This window comes from Pseudomonas tohonis (assembly GCF_012767755.2).
Lineage (GTDB): Bacteria > Pseudomonadota > Gammaproteobacteria > Pseudomonadales > Pseudomonadaceae > Metapseudomonas > Metapseudomonas tohonis.
Genome location: NZ_AP023189.1, coordinates 4,225,451 through 4,239,254 on the forward strand (window position 1 = coordinate 4,225,451; position 13,804 = coordinate 4,239,254).

Sequence of the window (13,804 nt, forward strand, 5' to 3'; positions counted from 1 at the left end):
CTTGTTATCCGGCCACGCCGAGGATCGAGGACAGGTGCGCATTGAGGAACTTGCCGCTCGGGTCCAGCGCCTGGCGCACCTCGGTGAATTCCTTCCAGCGCGGGTAGAGCGCCTGCAGGGTGCGCGCATTGAGCGTGTGCAGCTTGCCCCAGTGCGGCCGGCCGGCGTACTTCCAGAAGATCGGTTCGATGGCGGCGAAGAAGTTGTGGTGATCCATGCTGTAGTGCTGGTGCACGGAGATGGAGCAGCTGTCGCGGCCCTCGAACATGCTCAGGGGGATGTCGTCGGCCTTCACGTAGCGGTACTCGATGGGGAACCAGGTGCGCAGGTCCTTGTCGCGGATCAGCGCGAGGATCTCCCGCAGGCAGGCCGGGCCATGCTCGGCGGGCACCGAGTACTCCATCTCGTTGAAGCGTACGTTGCGCACGTTGGCGTAGATCTCGTGGGAGTCGCCGACCCGGTCGTCGAAGCTGGCGATGTGGCGCAGGCTGTTGAGCAGCGCGCGGCGTGCGGCGGGGAAGTCGCTGCCGTACTTGTCGAGGTTCTCGATGATCTTCACGAAGCCGTTGCCGCCCTCCTCCTCCGGGTCCAGCGGCGGCGTGGCCGGGTCGGTGGTCTCGTTGAGGGCGACGGACAGCGCGTAGTCGGAATGGGTGATCACCAGCATCTCCCAGTGCTGGTTGTCGCGGGTGAGGTTGCCTACGTCCTCCAGCAGTTCCTCGGTGCTGGCGATCCACTGCCTCTCGCGCAGGCGATAGGCCTCGCGGTTCTGCAGGCGCACCCGCGTCGCCACGCCCAGGGCGCCCAGGGACACCCGCGCGGCGTTGAACACCTCGGGGTGGCGCTGGGCGTCGCAATCCAGCACCTCGCCGCTGGCGGTCACCAGTTGCAGGCCGGTGACCTGTGAGGAATAGGAGCCGAAGCCGACGCCGGTGCCGTGGGTCGAGGTGGCGATCGCCCCGGCCAGGGTCTGGTAGTCGATGTCGGCCATGTTCGGCAGCGCCTGCCCGACCGCCTGCAGCGCCGGCCCCATGAGGGACATCGGCGTGCCGGCGGCGAACTCCGCCTGCAGGGTGGCCGGATCGTTGGCGAGCAGGCCGTTGAAGTAGGCCAGCGACACCAGGGTGCCGTCGGTGGGCACCAGGGCGCTGAAGGAGTGGGCCGAGCCCACCGGGCGGACCTTGCCTTCGGCCTGGCGGATGACCTGGACCAGCTCGTCCAGGCTCTGCGGGGCGAGGCGCGCCTGGGGCAGGCAGCTCTGCCCGCCGGACCAGTTGCGCCAGGGGATCAGCCGGGGCGCGCGGGCCAGTTCCGCCAGCGCCGGGGTGCAGGCCAGCGCAGTGAAGACGCCGGCCACGCCGGCCCGTTGCAGCAGCTGGCGTCGGGTGAGGTTCATAGCCATGGGGGACGCCTTATTCGAGGTGCTGACCGGACATGAAGGAAATCAGCGCGAGGAACTGGTCTTCCGAGCACTGCATGCACATGCCCATCGGCGGCATGCCCTTGAAGCCGTTGATGCTGTGGTCCAGCAGGCTGTCGGTGCCCTGGGCGACACGCGGCGCCCAGGCGGCGGCGTCACCGCTCTGCGGCGCCCCGGAGGCGGGGTTGGCGTGGCACAGCTTGCAGCTGGTGTCGTAGACCTTGGCCAGGGCCGGGTCGGCCGGTGCCAGGGTGGCGGCGTTCTGCGGCGCGGCCGGCTTGGCCTCCTCGCCACAGCCGCCGAGCAGCCCGGCCAGGGCCAGCAGGACGGCGGGAATCAGCAGGTTCGCGGGTTTCGGCATCGCACTCCCCTCTTCTACCGTGCCAGGCGGCACGGCTGCTTGTCGTGGTGTGTAGAGGGCAACGTTAAGCCAGGCGCCCCTGCGCGCCCGAGGGCAATGGCGGACAGCCAGGGGGTTTTAACGGGACATCACGCGAGGTGAAAAAACACCACAACTCAGCCGATAGCCTTGGCCATCTCGCTGGTGGCGGCCCAGCCCAGCGCCTCGTACACCGGCCTGCCGACCTGGGTCGCATGCAGCACGGCGAAGCCCAGGCCACGACGGATGAACTCGGCCTCCGCCAGCTTCATCAGCGCCGACGCCAGGCCCCGGCGCCGGTAGTCAGGCTCGACGAACACGTTCAGCACATAGCCGCGCTGGCCCACCTCCGGATGGGACGGATGCGGCGGCCATTCGATGCTCATCAGGCCGATGGCCGCCGCGATGCGCGCCTCGTCCATCAGCGCGAAACCGTAGTAGCGCCCATCGGCCAGGCGCTCGCGCAGCCAGGGGCGGAAGTGCCCGGTCATCGTCCGCAGCCGCGCCGGGTCGCCCCCCGCCTCGAGGAACATCGCCTCGCGGTGCATGCAGACCGTCTCCAGGTCGTCGGGCGCCAACCGCCGCACCTGCAGGCCTGAAAACTCGATACCGCCGGGAATGTCGTCCATCGCACCGCCCTCATCACCGATGGCCGATGCTAGGGCGCAACGCGCGGCGGCCGATAGGCACAGATCGATGGGAAAAACGGCATACAGCGCGGGGCAAGCTCATGAGGCTCAGGGAGAGGGTGGGAGCGAATTCATTCGCGATGCGCTGTTCCAGGAGCCTTCGCGGTTGATGCGCCCAAACATGGGGGGGCAGACCGCGCGGGGTTGGCGAACCAGCTAACAGGACCCGGCAGACCCGAGGGTCTCCCCGCACGGCCGCTGGCGATGCTACCTCATCAGGCAAGCACAACCTGTAGGGGCGACTTCAGTCGCCAAGCAGCCCGTAGGGCTGCCCTCCGCAGGACCGGGGCAACGCCGTTGCCCTGGGCGACTGAAGTCGCCCCTACACCGCCCCTACGCGCCCCGACCAGGATCGGCATCTTCCTTCGCAGCAACGCCGCTTCCCTCACTTGCACAGCTTCAGGTTCACCGCCCCCACGAAGTGGTTGCCGTGGCCCATGGCGCAGGCGACGCGCTGGTTGCGGTTCCGCTCCCAGGCTTCCACCGGGTACTGCTTGTTCCAGGCGGTGTAGAGCTGGCGATCCTGCCTGGACAGGCGCAGGCCGTAGCGTTCGCTCATGTAGAAGTAGGTGCGCGCGATCATCCCGCGCACCTGCTGGCGCGGCATGGCCTTGCGCGCCTTGAAGTCCACCACCATCTGGCAGGCACCGTACTGGCGGGGCTTCTGCGGCAGCCAGCCGAAGCCGTAGTTGCTGCGATCGCCGTTCACCTCGCCGATGCTCGGCACCAGGTTGTGCAGGTCGGCCTCGGCGCGACGGAAGGCGGCGTCGTTCCTCGCGCAGTTCTCGCGCCCGCCCTTCTGCCAGCACTGGCGCTGGTGGCCGATGACCCAGGCCGGGACGATGTGCTCCCACTCGATGCGCTTGGCGCGCTGGGCGTTGGTGCGGGGTACGTAGCCGCAGCTCTTCAGGTCGACCTTGTTGCCGCTGTAGCGGCAGCCGCAATAGAACTCGACGGGGTGGGAGGCGTAGAGCTTCCAGGCGACTTTCTTGGCTTCCTGGAAGGTGCGGGGGGCGGAGGCATGGGCGGTGCCGGCCAATAGAAGGCTCAGCAGCAGGACGAGACGGATCATTACTTCTGGGGTTCCCGGTACGGCTGTTTTCAAGGCTCTCACTGACAACGTTTGTTCATCGGAGTTTTGTTGCAAACGAAGCGGCGAAGCTGATAGATGTATAAATATACAGTATTTCAGGGAAGCGTCCTATGAACCTTTCAGCTCCGTTGGCCTTGCCAAAACCACTGTCACAAATCCCTGGGATCATCGTTTCCCAGGTCACCGGTCTCGGCTTTCCACCCCGCTCGCCGAAGCGGCCGGACACCCGCCCCCTGCGCCAGCCGGCTGGAAGCCGCATCAAGGCGCATGGCCCGCATTGAGGAGGAGAACAGGGATGGTCGACGTACTGCAGCTGAAATACACGGTCAACCGGATGGCCGTGGACACGGTGAGCGAAGCGGTCGCGGAACTGCGCCTGGAAGGGCTGGTGACCGACGGCAAGACGCCGTTCACACGGGTGCACTTCAACACCTGCCTGGCGGAGATCGAGGCGCTGTTCCAGCGTGCCGGCTACCACAAGCAGCTCGATGTGGTGGGTTACCAGGGGCTGGCCTATGCCCTCTTCGACCCGGCCCGCTGGGAGCCGGTGGAGGTGCTGCGCTGGCTCAAGGAGTACGTCGACAACGCCCAGGCCAGCCACACGCTGGCACGCAGCGTCGACGACTTCAGCGCCGCTGCGCGTAGGCCGTGAACAGGCCGCTGCCGACGATCACCAGGATGCCGACCAGGCCGATGGCATCCGGCGCGTGGCCGAACAGCACGAAGCCGAGCAGCCCGGCGAAGACGATCTGCCCATAGCTGAATGGCGCCAGCAGGGCCGGTGACGCATACCGGAAGGCCTGGGTGAGCAGCACGTGCCCGCCCATTCCGCAGGCTCCCAGCGCCAGCAGCAGCAGGCCGTGGGCCAGCGTGGTCGGTGCTTCCCAGAAGAACGGCACCAGGGTGCTCATGATCAGGGTGTTGGTGATGCCGGTGATGAAGTTGCTGGTGCCGGGGCTGTCGGTCTGGCTCAGGCGCCGGGTGAGCAGCTGGTAGAAGCCGAAACACAGCGCCGAGGCCAGCGGCAGGAGGATCGCCGGGGTGAACAGCGAGCTGCCCGGCCGCACGATCAGCATCACCCCGCCCAGGCCCAGCAGCACCGCCAGCCACTGCCCGCGGGTGACGCGCTCGCCGAGCAAGGGCACCGACAGCGCCGTCACCAGGAGCGGCGCCAGGAAGTTCACCGCCGTGGCTTCCGCCAGGGGGATGTAGCGCAAGCCGGTGGTGAAGAACAGGCTCGTGCCGATCAGGCACAGCGCCCGGCCCAGCTGCAGCAGCGGACGCTGGGTGCGCAATACGCGCAGGCCCTCTCGAGGAAGCAGGAAGCCCGCCATCAGCAGCGTGTGCACCAGGTAGCGCACCCACACCACCATGACGATCGGGTAGAACGCCGACAGGTACTTGGAGATCGCGTCGTGGCTGGAGAACAGGAAAATCGCCACGCAGACGAGCAGGATGCCCTTTAGGGGCTCCTCTCGGCGCAGCGAAGGTATCTGGGTGCTCATGGGGATTCCGGGGCGCCCGCCCCCTTTTGGGTAGCAGACTAATGATTAGGCGGCTCAAAAATATCGGCTTCGTGACGCGCACTCAAGTGACAGCCGGCAGATAGCGGGTATTCTTGCCGACCTCTTCTTCCCGGCCGGTACGAGACCGATGAACCCCGAAGACCTGCTGCTCCTGGTGACCCGTGAAATGCCCTACGGCAAGTACAAGGGCCGCCTGCTGGCCGACCTGCCCGGCCATTACCTCAACTGGTTCGCCCGTGAAGGCTTCCCGAAAGGTGAGATCGGCAGACTGCTCGCCCTGATGCAGGAGATCGACCACAACGGCCTCAAGCCCCTCCTCGACCCACTCCGTCGTTCCGCCGGGCCCCGCGGAAATCCCGATTGACCCACAGGTGCAACCAGAAACGGTCTAGGCTAACGACTGGGCGACGCGACCGCCCTCGAAACACCGGGTTGCACCTTTGCAGGGAAAGCCGCCAGCCCACTGGCACCAAGGCGGTGCGGGTGATGGCCTGGTCGGAAACAGGTGATCGGAAATACCGGAAAACTTAGGTTGCACCTGGTTGCACCTCGCTTCACGCGCGGATACTCTTGGCGCCGCTAAGCCGTCGCGACCACGGCAGGAATGAGGATAAGAAATGGCAACCACCACCACCCTTGGCGTGAAACTCGATGAAGCGACCCGTGAGCGCCTCAAGGAAGCCGCACGCCAGATCGACCGCACGCCGCACTGGCTGATCAAGCAGGCCATCTACAGCTACCTGGAGACCCTGGAAAGCGGCAAGACCCTTCCCGAGCTCCAGGGCATCGCCGCGCGCCTGGCCGAGGGTGACCTGGAAGCGGTGGAAGCCCTGATCGACCCGATCCACCAGCCGTTCCTGGATTTCGCCGAAAGCATCCTGCCGCAGTCCGTGCTGCGTGCCGCCATCACCGGCGCCTACCGTCGCCCCGAGGAAGAAGTGGTGCCCATGCTGCTGGAGCAGGCCCGCCTGCCCGCCGACATGGCCGACGCCACCTACAAGCTCGCCTACGGCATCGCCGAGAAGCTGCGCAACCAGAAGAGCGCCAGCGGCCGCGCCGGCATCGTCCAGGGCCTGCTGCAGGAGTTCTCCCTCTCTTCCCAGGAAGGCGTGGCGCTGATGTGCCTGGCCGAAGCCCTGCTGCGCATCCCCGACAAGGGCACCCGCGATGCCCTGATCCGCGACAAGATCAGCAACGGCAACTGGCAGCAGCACCTGGGCCAAAGCCCCTCGATGTTCGTCAACGCCGCCTCCTGGGGCCTGCTCATCACCGGCAAGCTGGTGTCGACCCACAACGAGGCCGGCCTCTCCAGCTCGCTGAACCGCATCATCGGCAAGTCCGGCGAGCCGCTGATCCGCAAGGGCGTGGACATGGCCATGCGCCTGATGGGCGAGCAGTTCGTCACCGGCGAGACCATCGCCGAGGCCCTGGCCAACGCCAGCGCCTTCGAGACCAAGGGCTTCCGCTACTCCTACGACATGCTCGGTGAAGCCGCGCTGACCGAGGAAGACGCCCAGCGCTACCTGGCGTCCTACGAGCAGGCCATCCACTCCATCGGCAAGGCCTCCCACGGCCGCGGCATCTACGAGGGCCCGGGCATCTCCATCAAGCTTTCCGCCCTGCACCCGCGCTACAGCCGCGCCCAGTACGAGCGGATGATGGACGAGCTGTACCCGCGCCTGCTATCGCTGACCCTGCTGGCCAAGCAGTACGACATCGGCCTGAACATCGATGCCGAGGAAGCGGACCGCCTGGAAATCTCCCTCGACATGCTCGAGCGCCTCTGCTTCGAGCCGCAGCTCAAGGGCTGGAACGGCGTCGGCTTCGTCATCCAGGCCTACCAGAAGCGCTGCCCGTACGTGATCGACTACGTCATCGACCTGGCCCGTCGCAGCCGTCACCGCCTGATGATCCGCCTGGTGAAAGGCGCCTACTGGGACAGCGAGATCAAGCGCGCCCAGGTCGACGGCCTGGAAGGCTTCCCGGTCTACACCCGCAAGGTCTACACCGACGTTTCCTACATCGCCTGCGCGCGCAAGCTGCTGGCGGTGCCGGATGCCATCTACCCGCAGTTCGCCACCCACAACGCCCACACCCTCTCGGCCATCTACCACATCGCCGGGCAGAACTATTACCCGGGCCAGTACGAGTTCCAGTGCCTGCACGGCATGGGCGAGCCGCTGTACGAGCAGGTGGTGGGCAAGATCGCCGACGGCAAGCTGAACCGCCCGTGCCGCATCTACGCACCGGTGGGCACCCACGAGACGCTGCTGGCCTACCTGGTCCGCCGCCTCCTGGAAAACGGCGCCAACACCAGCTTCGTCAACCGCATCGCCGACCAGACCATCTCCATCAAGCAACTGGTGGAAGACCCGGTCGTCAGCATCGAAGCCATCGCCGCCGCCGAAGGCGCCCTGGGCAAGCCGCACCCGCGCATCCCCCAGCCGCGTGACCTGTATGGCGCCGCCCGCGCCAACTCCAGCGGCATCGACATGTCCAACGAGCACCGCCTGGGCTCCCTGTCCAGTGCCCTGCTCAGCAGCGGCCACGCCGACTGGCGCGCCCGCCCGATGCTGGGCTGCCCGGTAGCCGAAGGCGAGAGCCTGCCGGTAATCAACCCGGCCGACCGCCGCGACATCGTCGGCCACGTGCAGAACGCCAGCCTGGAAGACGTCGGCAACGCCGTGCTCGCCTCGCTGGCCGCCGCGCCGATCTGGCAGGCCACCCCGCCGGTCGAACGCGCCGCCGCCCTGGACCGCGCCGCCGACCTGATGGAAGCCGAGATCCAGCCGCTGATGGGTCTGCTCTGCCGCGAGGCCGGCAAGACCTTCGCCAACGCCATCGCCGAAGTGCGCGAGGCCGTCGACTTCCTGCGCTACTACGCCGCCCAGGCGCGCCACGACTTCGCCAACGACAGCCACCGCCCCCTGGGCCCGGTGGTGTGCATCAGCCCGTGGAACTTCCCCCTGGCGATCTTCAGCGGCCAGGTGGCCGCCGCCCTGGCCGCCGGCAACACCGTGCTGGCCAAGCCCGCCGAGCAGACCCCACTGATCGCCGCCCAGGCCGTGCGCATCCTGCTCCAGGCCGGCATCCCCGAAGGCGCCGTACAGTTGCTGCCGGGTGAAGGCCATACCGTCGGTGCCGCGCTGGTCAGCGATGAGCGCGTCAAGGGCGTGATGTTCACCGGCTCCACCGAAGTCGCCGGCATCCTCGCCCGCAACGTCGCCGGCCGCCTGGACTCCCAGGGCCGCCCGATCCCGCTGATCGCCGAGACCGGCGGGCAGAACGCGATGATCGTCGACTCCTCCGCGCTGGTTGAGCAGGTGGTGACCGACGTCGTCGCCTCCGCCTTCGACAGTGCCGGCCAGCGTTGCTCGGCCCTGCGCGTGCTGTGCATCCAGGAAGACGTGGCCGACCGCGCCCTGGAGATGCTCAAGGGCGCCATGTCCGAATGCCGCCTGGGCAACCCGGACAACTTCGCCATCGACATCGGCCCGGTGATCGACGCCGAAGCCAAGGCCGGCATCGACAAGCACATCGAGACGATGCGCAAGAAGGGCCGCCACGTGTTCCAGGTCGCCCGCACCGAAGGCGACGTGATGAGCCGCGGCACCTACGTGATGCCGACCCTGATCGAGCTGGAAAGCCTGGACGAGCTGGAGCGCGAAGTGTTCGGCCCGGTGCTGCACGTGCTGCGCTACAAGCGCCAGGACCTGGACCAGCTGCTGGACCAGATCAACGCCACCGGCTATGGCCTGACCCTCGGCGTGCATACCCGCATCGACGAGACCATCGCCAAGGTGGTGGACAAGGCCCATGCCGGCAACCTCTACGTCAACCGCAACATGGTCGGCGCCGTGGTCGGCGTGCAGCCCTTCGGTGGCGAAGGCCTCTCCGGCACCGGCCCGAAAGCCGGCGGCCCACTGTACATGTACCGCCTGCTGGCCACCCGCCCGGTGGACGCCGTGAGCCGCACCTTCAAGCGCATGGACGAACAGGCGGCCGACGCCCACCTGCGCAACAGCCTGGAGCAACGCCTGGGCAAGCCGCTGGATGCGCTGAAGGAATGGGCGGGCAAGGAAGGCAAGGCCGAGCTGGCCAGCCTTTGCGACAGCTTCGCCGAACTCTCCCAGAGCGGCCTGACCCGCACCCTCCCCGGCCCGACCGGCGAGCGCAACACCTACATGCTGCTGCCCCGCGCCAACGTGCTGGGCCTGGCCGACGACGAAGGCGACCTGCTGACCCAGCTGGCCGCCGCCCTCGCGGTCGGCAGCGCGGTGGTCTGGCAGGACGGTGACCTCACCAAGGCCCTGCGCGGCAAGCTGCCCAAGGCAGTGCAGGCGCGCATCCGGCTGGTCGCCGACTGGAAAGCCGAAGGCGTGGAATTCGACGCCGTGCTGCACCACGGTGACTCGGACCAGCTGCGCGGCATCTGCCAACAGGTGGCAGCGCGCAAAGGCCCGATCATCGGCGTCCAGGGCCTGTCCCAGGGCGAGACCGCGGTGCCGCTGGAGCGCCTGCTGATCGAGCGCGCGCTGAGCGTCAACACCGCAGCGGCCGGCGGCAACGCCAGCCTGATGACCATCGGCTGATGGCCGGCGGGCCAGGCGAACGCCTGGCCCGTCACCCGTTCCAACCAGGGGCTCCGGCCCCTGGCGCCCACCGCCTCAAGAGGGATGTGGGCACCCAAGGTTCCCGGTGATCCGCCTGGCGCCTTTTCCAACAGGCGGCTCGTCCCGCCACCCTAGGCCTTCGGGCAAAGGAGCAGCGCCACAAGCGCCGCTCCTTTTTCATTTCTGGTGTTTGGAAATCTGAGAGGAAGGCTTTCGCGGGTTGCATCCGCCCTACAGCCGCCTCCTTTCCACGCCCTGTCGCCGACAGCTTTTGTAGATACCGTCTTGATTTCTAGTGAGCAAGGGCCAGTTTTGCGTCAAATGGCCGGCCTGATTTCAAGACGCCGTAGGCGATGCTCAGCAGCTTGCGCATGGCGGCGCAGACGATCTGCTTGCCGGTCTTGCCCTTCGCCCTCAATCGTTCGCTCAGGGCCCTGACAGCCTCGTTGTACGTCAGGGCACTGATCGCGGGCATGAACAAGCCGGCCCGCAGGCGCGATGAGCCCGTCTTGGAGATACGTGTCTGTCCCCGGTGGTTCCCGGACTCCTGCAGCCGCGGATTGAGCCCGGCAAAGGCAGTGACGGCGCGGCTGTTGGCAAAGCGCAGTGGGTCGCCCAGCTCCGCCAGGAGCAGGGCGGCGGTCTTGTCGGCGATCCCGTCAATGCTGGTCAGCAGGTCGCGCTTGCCGCGCAGATCCGGGTCGTTGTCGATGTGGTCGTCGATCGCCTTGAGGGTCTCTTCGATCTCCTGACCGATATGTTCCAGCACCGACTGGATCGAGGCCTGGACGCTGGCATCGGCCACTTCCAGGCGGTTGCGCTCCATCTGCTCGATTTCGCGCAGGTCCTCCAGGCGCCGTACCAGGGCTTTCAAACGCCGCACGGCACGGGGCTCGGGTTGCCAGGGACGCAGACTGTCCTGATGGCGCTCGCCGTATTCGGCGATCAGCTTGGCGTCGACCTTGTCGGTCTTCACCCGCTGCAACTGACTACGGGCGTAGTGGGCGATTTGTGCCGGGTTGAGGACACAGACCCGATAGCCTTGCTCCAACAGCCATTCGGCCAGGGCTTCATGGTGGATGCCGGTGGCCTCCATCACGACCCAGGCTCCGGGTTCGCTGTGTTTGTTCAGCCAGTCGCGCAAGACGGCGAAGCCCGCTTTGTCGTTGGCCAGCTTGGCCTTGGTGCGGTACTTGCCGTTGGGTTGCAGGGTGGCGAGGTCAAAGGTGTGTTTGGCGATGTCGATGCCGATGACGCTGGGCATGGATTCTCCTCTCGATCCGTTCAGACGCGATCATCACTGCACCCGGCCCAACCTTGTGAATGCGAGCTCGAGGCTCTGGATACCGTTCGGGCTGTTCGAGTGAGTGTGGAGGGGCGGAGCACTATCTACGTTGCAGGCTCGTGGCCTAAGGATGGATACGACTTCCAGCCCCTCCCCCGATGATCAGTCGGGGACTATTACCCCTGTGGAGGTATTAGTCGAGATACAAGGGTGGATGACGCTCTTTTCATCCACCAGGCGGTGCTACCTGCAGCACCGAGCCATAGCAGCCCTGCGGTCTGCTTGGCGACTGAAGTCGCCCCTACATGGGTGGTGCCCAATGCGTCTGAGCCGAGCGGGAATTCGCGGTGTTGGGCCTCGCTACGCTCGGCACCAACCTACGGCACCGTGCCGTTGCAGGTCGGGGCAACCCGACAAGGCGGGGCCCACGACAACGCGGGTTTCACCCGCCCTACGGGGTGAGGGGGATGCGGCAGGCGCGGAGGCAATCCAATCGCGGATGAATCCGCTCCCACGGGGCCCCATCCGGGATCAATGCCGGGCGGACAGGCGCTCCACCGCTTGCGCCGCGCCCATCTGCCGGGCGGCGGACAGGGCGGTGGCACCGCCTGCATAGGTGGCGTCGATGCGGGCACCGTGCTCCAGCAGGCTGTCGATGATTTCGCCGCGGTTGAACATGGCCGCCATCATCAGCACCGTCTTGCCATCGGGTGTCGGGCCTTCCACATCGGCGCCGTGGGCCAGCAGCAGTTCGACCATGGCCAGGTCGCCCTTGAAGGCGGCACCGGCGAGTGGCGTCTGCCCGTTGTTGTTGCGCAGGTCCGGGTCGGCGCCGTGCTCCAGCAACACCCGCACAGCCTCCCGGTGGCCGTGGTAGCTGGCCAGCATCAGCAGGCTGTCGCCCTTGTGGTTGCGCAGATCCGCCGGCAGGCCCTGGGCAAGCAGCGTGGCGAGGCCTTGCGCCTCGCCACTACGGGCCAGGTCGAACACCTTGTCGGCGAATTCCAGGGTGGCATCGTCCAGGGCGACCGCCGCGTTTTGCTCGCTCATTCAGGCTCTCCTCGAAGTGGCAGCTCGGCTGCGAAAATCAGTGGGGCCGATGATAGGGAAGCAGCCGGGGCGCGGCTCTTAGGGATTCTCTATGGGTGTGAAAGCCGCTGCGGATCGAGCGGGTACGCCTGCGCCATTGCAGCGCCGTCGCTGTCGCTAGGCGTGGTCGGTGAAATAGCGGGCCTCGAGCACCAGCGTCCCCTGCAGCACATCGGCCAGGCACTGCCCGCAAGTGCCATCGCAGTAGTGCTCCAGCGCCGCCTGGTTGGCCCAGCAGCCCTGCAGCAGCCACAGGTCGGGGTCGTCGGGGGCGCGCAGCACCTCGTGGCTGATGCAGCCCTCGATGCGACGCGCCGGCTCGACCAGCGCCAGCAGGCGCTCGCCCAGCTCCTCCGAGCGACCGTTGCGGGCGCGGATGGATGCGAGGCTGGTAAAGGTTGGGGACAGGGTCATGGTCTGCTCTCCTCTTGCACGTGGCCCAGGACACAGGCCTCGATCAGCGGCGTGGCGAGGAACAGGGACGTCAGCACCAGCAGCCACAAGGCTGTCGGCAGTGCTGCACGATCGGCCTTGCGCGGGTTGCTTGCATGCGGCTCTCGCATCGCCTTCGACCTCGGCATGCGGCGCCCGTAATGGGCGCCGATACAGGGAGAGACTACGGACGGAAAGGCTTTTCCGGTTAGACGATTCCTGCGCGATGCTTGCCTGATCCTGCGAATCTCACGCAGTCAGCATCCGGATGAAGGAGCGCGACAGCGGCGAGCGCTCGTCACTGCGGCGCACCAACCACACCGCCGTGGTCGCCGACGGGTCGAGCAGCGTGCGATAGACCACGCCATCGAACTGCATGCGAGTGAAGGAGGCCGGCAGCACCGAAACGCCGAGCCCCGCCGCCACCAGGCCGATGATGGTCAGCGCGCTGTGGGACTCCTGGGTGATGCGCGGGCTGAAGCCCATCTCGTGGGTCAGGGCGATCAACTGGTCGTAGAGCCCGGTGCCGGCGGTACGCGGGAAGTACACGAAGGGTTCGTCTGCCAGCGCCTGCAGATGCAGGCCGGCGTCGAAGGCCGGGTCCGTCGCCAACGGGTGGTCGGCGTGCAGCACCGCCACCAGCGGTTCGCGGAACAGCTCCACCGCCACCAGGGACTCCGGCAACGGCAGCGGGCGGATCAGCCCCACCTGCAGGCGCCCGTTGAGCAGCGCCTCGACCACGTCGCGGCTGACCATCTCGTGCACCTCCAGTTGCACATCGGGGTAGGTGCGACGAAAGCGGAAGATGGCCTGGGGAATGATCGAGGTGAAGGGTGCCGACGAGGTGAAACCGACCTTCAGCTCGCCCAGTTCGCCGCGCTGGGCCCTGCGCGCCACATCGGTCGCCTGCCCCACCTGGGCCAGCACCTGGCGCGCCTCGACGAGGAACAGCCGCCCCGCCTCGGTCAGCGCCACGCGGCGGTTGGTGCGCTCGAACAGGCGCGCGCCCAGCTCCTCCTCCAGCGCCTGGATCTGCTGGCTCAGGGGTGGCTGGGAGATGCCCAGCAGCTCGGCGGCGCGGCCGAAATGCAGCTCTTCGGCGACGGCGATGAAGTAGCGGAGATGACGGAGTTCCATGGCTGGAATGATATGTCCTGCCTATCAAAGATGCCGAACAATATATTGGAAAGTATCAGTCCCGGCCGATAGGCTTTTCCCATATCCCGAACGAACCAGCCACTCCCCCCCTCCAGCGGGTGCGACGGCACACGCCTGCGC

The 13,804-nt window shown here is 67.0% G+C and carries 12 protein-coding genes; 3 read left to right on the forward strand and 9 right to left on the reverse strand.

Going from position 1 to position 13,804, the window contains the following annotated elements:
• Window positions 1–4: 4 nt before the first annotated feature.
• The 4 genes from HSX14_RS19120 to HSX14_RS19135 all read right to left on the reverse strand — a co-directional run bounded on the left by HSX14_RS19120 (window position 5) and on the right by HSX14_RS19135 (window position 3,560).
• Window positions 5–1,336: a D-arabinono-1,4-lactone oxidase gene (locus HSX14_RS19120; RefSeq protein ID WP_173178320.1), complete on the reverse strand. Its 1,332-nt coding sequence runs from the start codon at window positions 1,334–1,336 to the stop codon at window positions 5–7.
• Between the two features lie 76 nt (window positions 1,337–1,412).
• Window positions 1,413–1,781, reverse strand: a complete 369-nt coding sequence (locus HSX14_RS19125; RefSeq protein WP_173178307.1) for a c-type cytochrome — start codon at window positions 1,779–1,781, stop codon at window positions 1,413–1,415.
• A 155-nt stretch (window positions 1,782–1,936) separates the two neighbouring features.
• Window positions 1,937–2,428, reverse strand: coding sequence for a GNAT family N-acetyltransferase (locus HSX14_RS19130; protein WP_173178308.1), 492 nt, complete (start codon window positions 2,426–2,428; stop codon window positions 1,937–1,939).
• Window positions 2,429–2,873: 445 nt separating this feature from the next.
• A complete protein-coding gene (locus HSX14_RS19135) occupies window positions 2,874–3,560 on the reverse strand; it encodes an endonuclease (protein ID WP_173178309.1) in 687 nt (228 codons plus the stop codon).
• A 316-nt stretch (window positions 3,561–3,876) separates the two neighbouring features.
• Between HSX14_RS19135 and HSX14_RS19140 the strand changes: the two genes are divergently transcribed.
• On the forward strand, window positions 3,877–4,233 hold the full coding sequence (locus HSX14_RS19140) for a transcriptional regulator (protein ID WP_111263116.1): 357 nt from the start codon (window positions 3,877–3,879) through the stop codon (window positions 4,231–4,233).
• Here the strand turns inward: HSX14_RS19140 and HSX14_RS19145 are convergent.
• Window positions 4,208–5,086 (reverse strand): DMT family transporter, encoded by an 879-nt coding sequence (locus tag HSX14_RS19145; RefSeq protein ID WP_173178310.1) that lies wholly within the window; start codon window positions 5,084–5,086, stop codon window positions 4,208–4,210. The two genes, HSX14_RS19140 and HSX14_RS19145, sit on opposite strands and share 26 nt — an antisense overlap.
• A 148-nt stretch (window positions 5,087–5,234) precedes the next feature.
• Between HSX14_RS19145 and HSX14_RS19150 the strand changes: the two genes are divergently transcribed.
• Window positions 5,235–5,471 carry a DUF3820 family protein gene (locus tag HSX14_RS19150; RefSeq protein ID WP_173178311.1) on the forward strand — a complete coding sequence of 79 codons (237 nt, stop codon included), beginning with the start codon at window positions 5,235–5,237 and terminating at the stop codon, window positions 5,469–5,471.
• A 253-nt stretch (window positions 5,472–5,724) separates the two neighbouring features.
• On the forward strand, window positions 5,725–9,699 hold the full coding sequence (gene putA / locus HSX14_RS19155) for a trifunctional transcriptional regulator/proline dehydrogenase/L-glutamate gamma-semialdehyde dehydrogenase (RefSeq protein WP_173178312.1): 3,975 nt from the start codon (window positions 5,725–5,727) through the stop codon (window positions 9,697–9,699).
• 313 nt (window positions 9,700–10,012) lie between these two features.
• Here the strand turns inward: putA and HSX14_RS19160 are convergent, their stop codons facing one another.
• From HSX14_RS19160 to HSX14_RS19175, 4 genes are all read right to left on the reverse strand, one after another.
• Window positions 10,013–10,984, reverse strand: coding sequence for an IS110 family RNA-guided transposase (locus tag HSX14_RS19160; protein ID WP_116858044.1), 972 nt, complete (start codon window positions 10,982–10,984; stop codon window positions 10,013–10,015).
• Window positions 10,985–11,536: 552 nt separating this feature from the next.
• Entirely contained in the window at window positions 11,537–12,055 is a 519-nt protein-coding gene (locus HSX14_RS19165) for an ankyrin repeat domain-containing protein (RefSeq protein WP_173179387.1), read from the reverse strand.
• Window positions 12,056–12,211: 156 nt separating this feature from the next.
• Window positions 12,212–12,508 (reverse strand): antibiotic biosynthesis monooxygenase family protein, encoded by a 297-nt coding sequence (locus HSX14_RS19170; protein ID WP_173179385.1) that lies wholly within the window; start codon window positions 12,506–12,508, stop codon window positions 12,212–12,214.
• Window positions 12,509–12,775: 267 nt separating this feature from the next.
• Window positions 12,776–13,663, reverse strand: a complete 888-nt coding sequence (locus tag HSX14_RS19175) for a LysR family transcriptional regulator (RefSeq protein ID WP_173179383.1) — start codon at window positions 13,661–13,663, stop codon at window positions 12,776–12,778.
• Between the last annotated feature and the right edge of the window lie 141 nt (window positions 13,664–13,804).

Excerpts from the sequence above, each read along its gene's own strand:
- HSX14_RS19160 (WP_116858044.1), bottom strand. The coding sequence starts at position 10,984 with ATGCCCAGCGTCATCGGCATCGACATCGCCAAACACACCTTTGACCTC.
- HSX14_RS19125 (WP_173178307.1), bottom strand. The coding sequence starts at position 1,781 with ATGCCGAAACCCGCGAACCTGCTGATTCCCGCCGTCCTGCTGGCCCTG.
- HSX14_RS19135 (WP_173178309.1), bottom strand. The coding sequence starts at position 3,560 with ATGATCCGTCTCGTCCTGCTGCTGAGCCTTCTATTGGCCGGCACCGCC.
- HSX14_RS19165 (WP_173179387.1), bottom strand. The coding sequence starts at position 12,055 with ATGAGCGAGCAAAACGCGGCGGTCGCCCTGGACGATGCCACCCTGGAA.
- HSX14_RS19175 (WP_173179383.1), bottom strand. The coding sequence starts at position 13,663 with ATGGAACTCCGTCATCTCCGCTACTTCATCGCCGTCGCCGAAGAGCTG.
- HSX14_RS19150 (WP_173178311.1), top strand. The coding sequence starts at position 5,235 with ATGAACCCCGAAGACCTGCTGCTCCTGGTGACCCGTGAAATGCCCTAC.
- HSX14_RS19140 (WP_111263116.1), top strand. The coding sequence starts at position 3,877 with ATGGTCGACGTACTGCAGCTGAAATACACGGTCAACCGGATGGCCGTG.
- HSX14_RS19130 (WP_173178308.1), bottom strand. The coding sequence starts at position 2,428 with ATGGACGACATTCCCGGCGGTATCGAGTTTTCAGGCCTGCAGGTGCGG.
- putA (WP_173178312.1), top strand. The coding sequence starts at position 5,725 with ATGGCAACCACCACCACCCTTGGCGTGAAACTCGATGAAGCGACCCGT.
- HSX14_RS19145 (WP_173178310.1), bottom strand. The coding sequence starts at position 5,086 with ATGAGCACCCAGATACCTTCGCTGCGCCGAGAGGAGCCCCTAAAGGGC.
- HSX14_RS19170 (WP_173179385.1), bottom strand. The coding sequence starts at position 12,508 with ATGACCCTGTCCCCAACCTTTACCAGCCTCGCATCCATCCGCGCCCGC.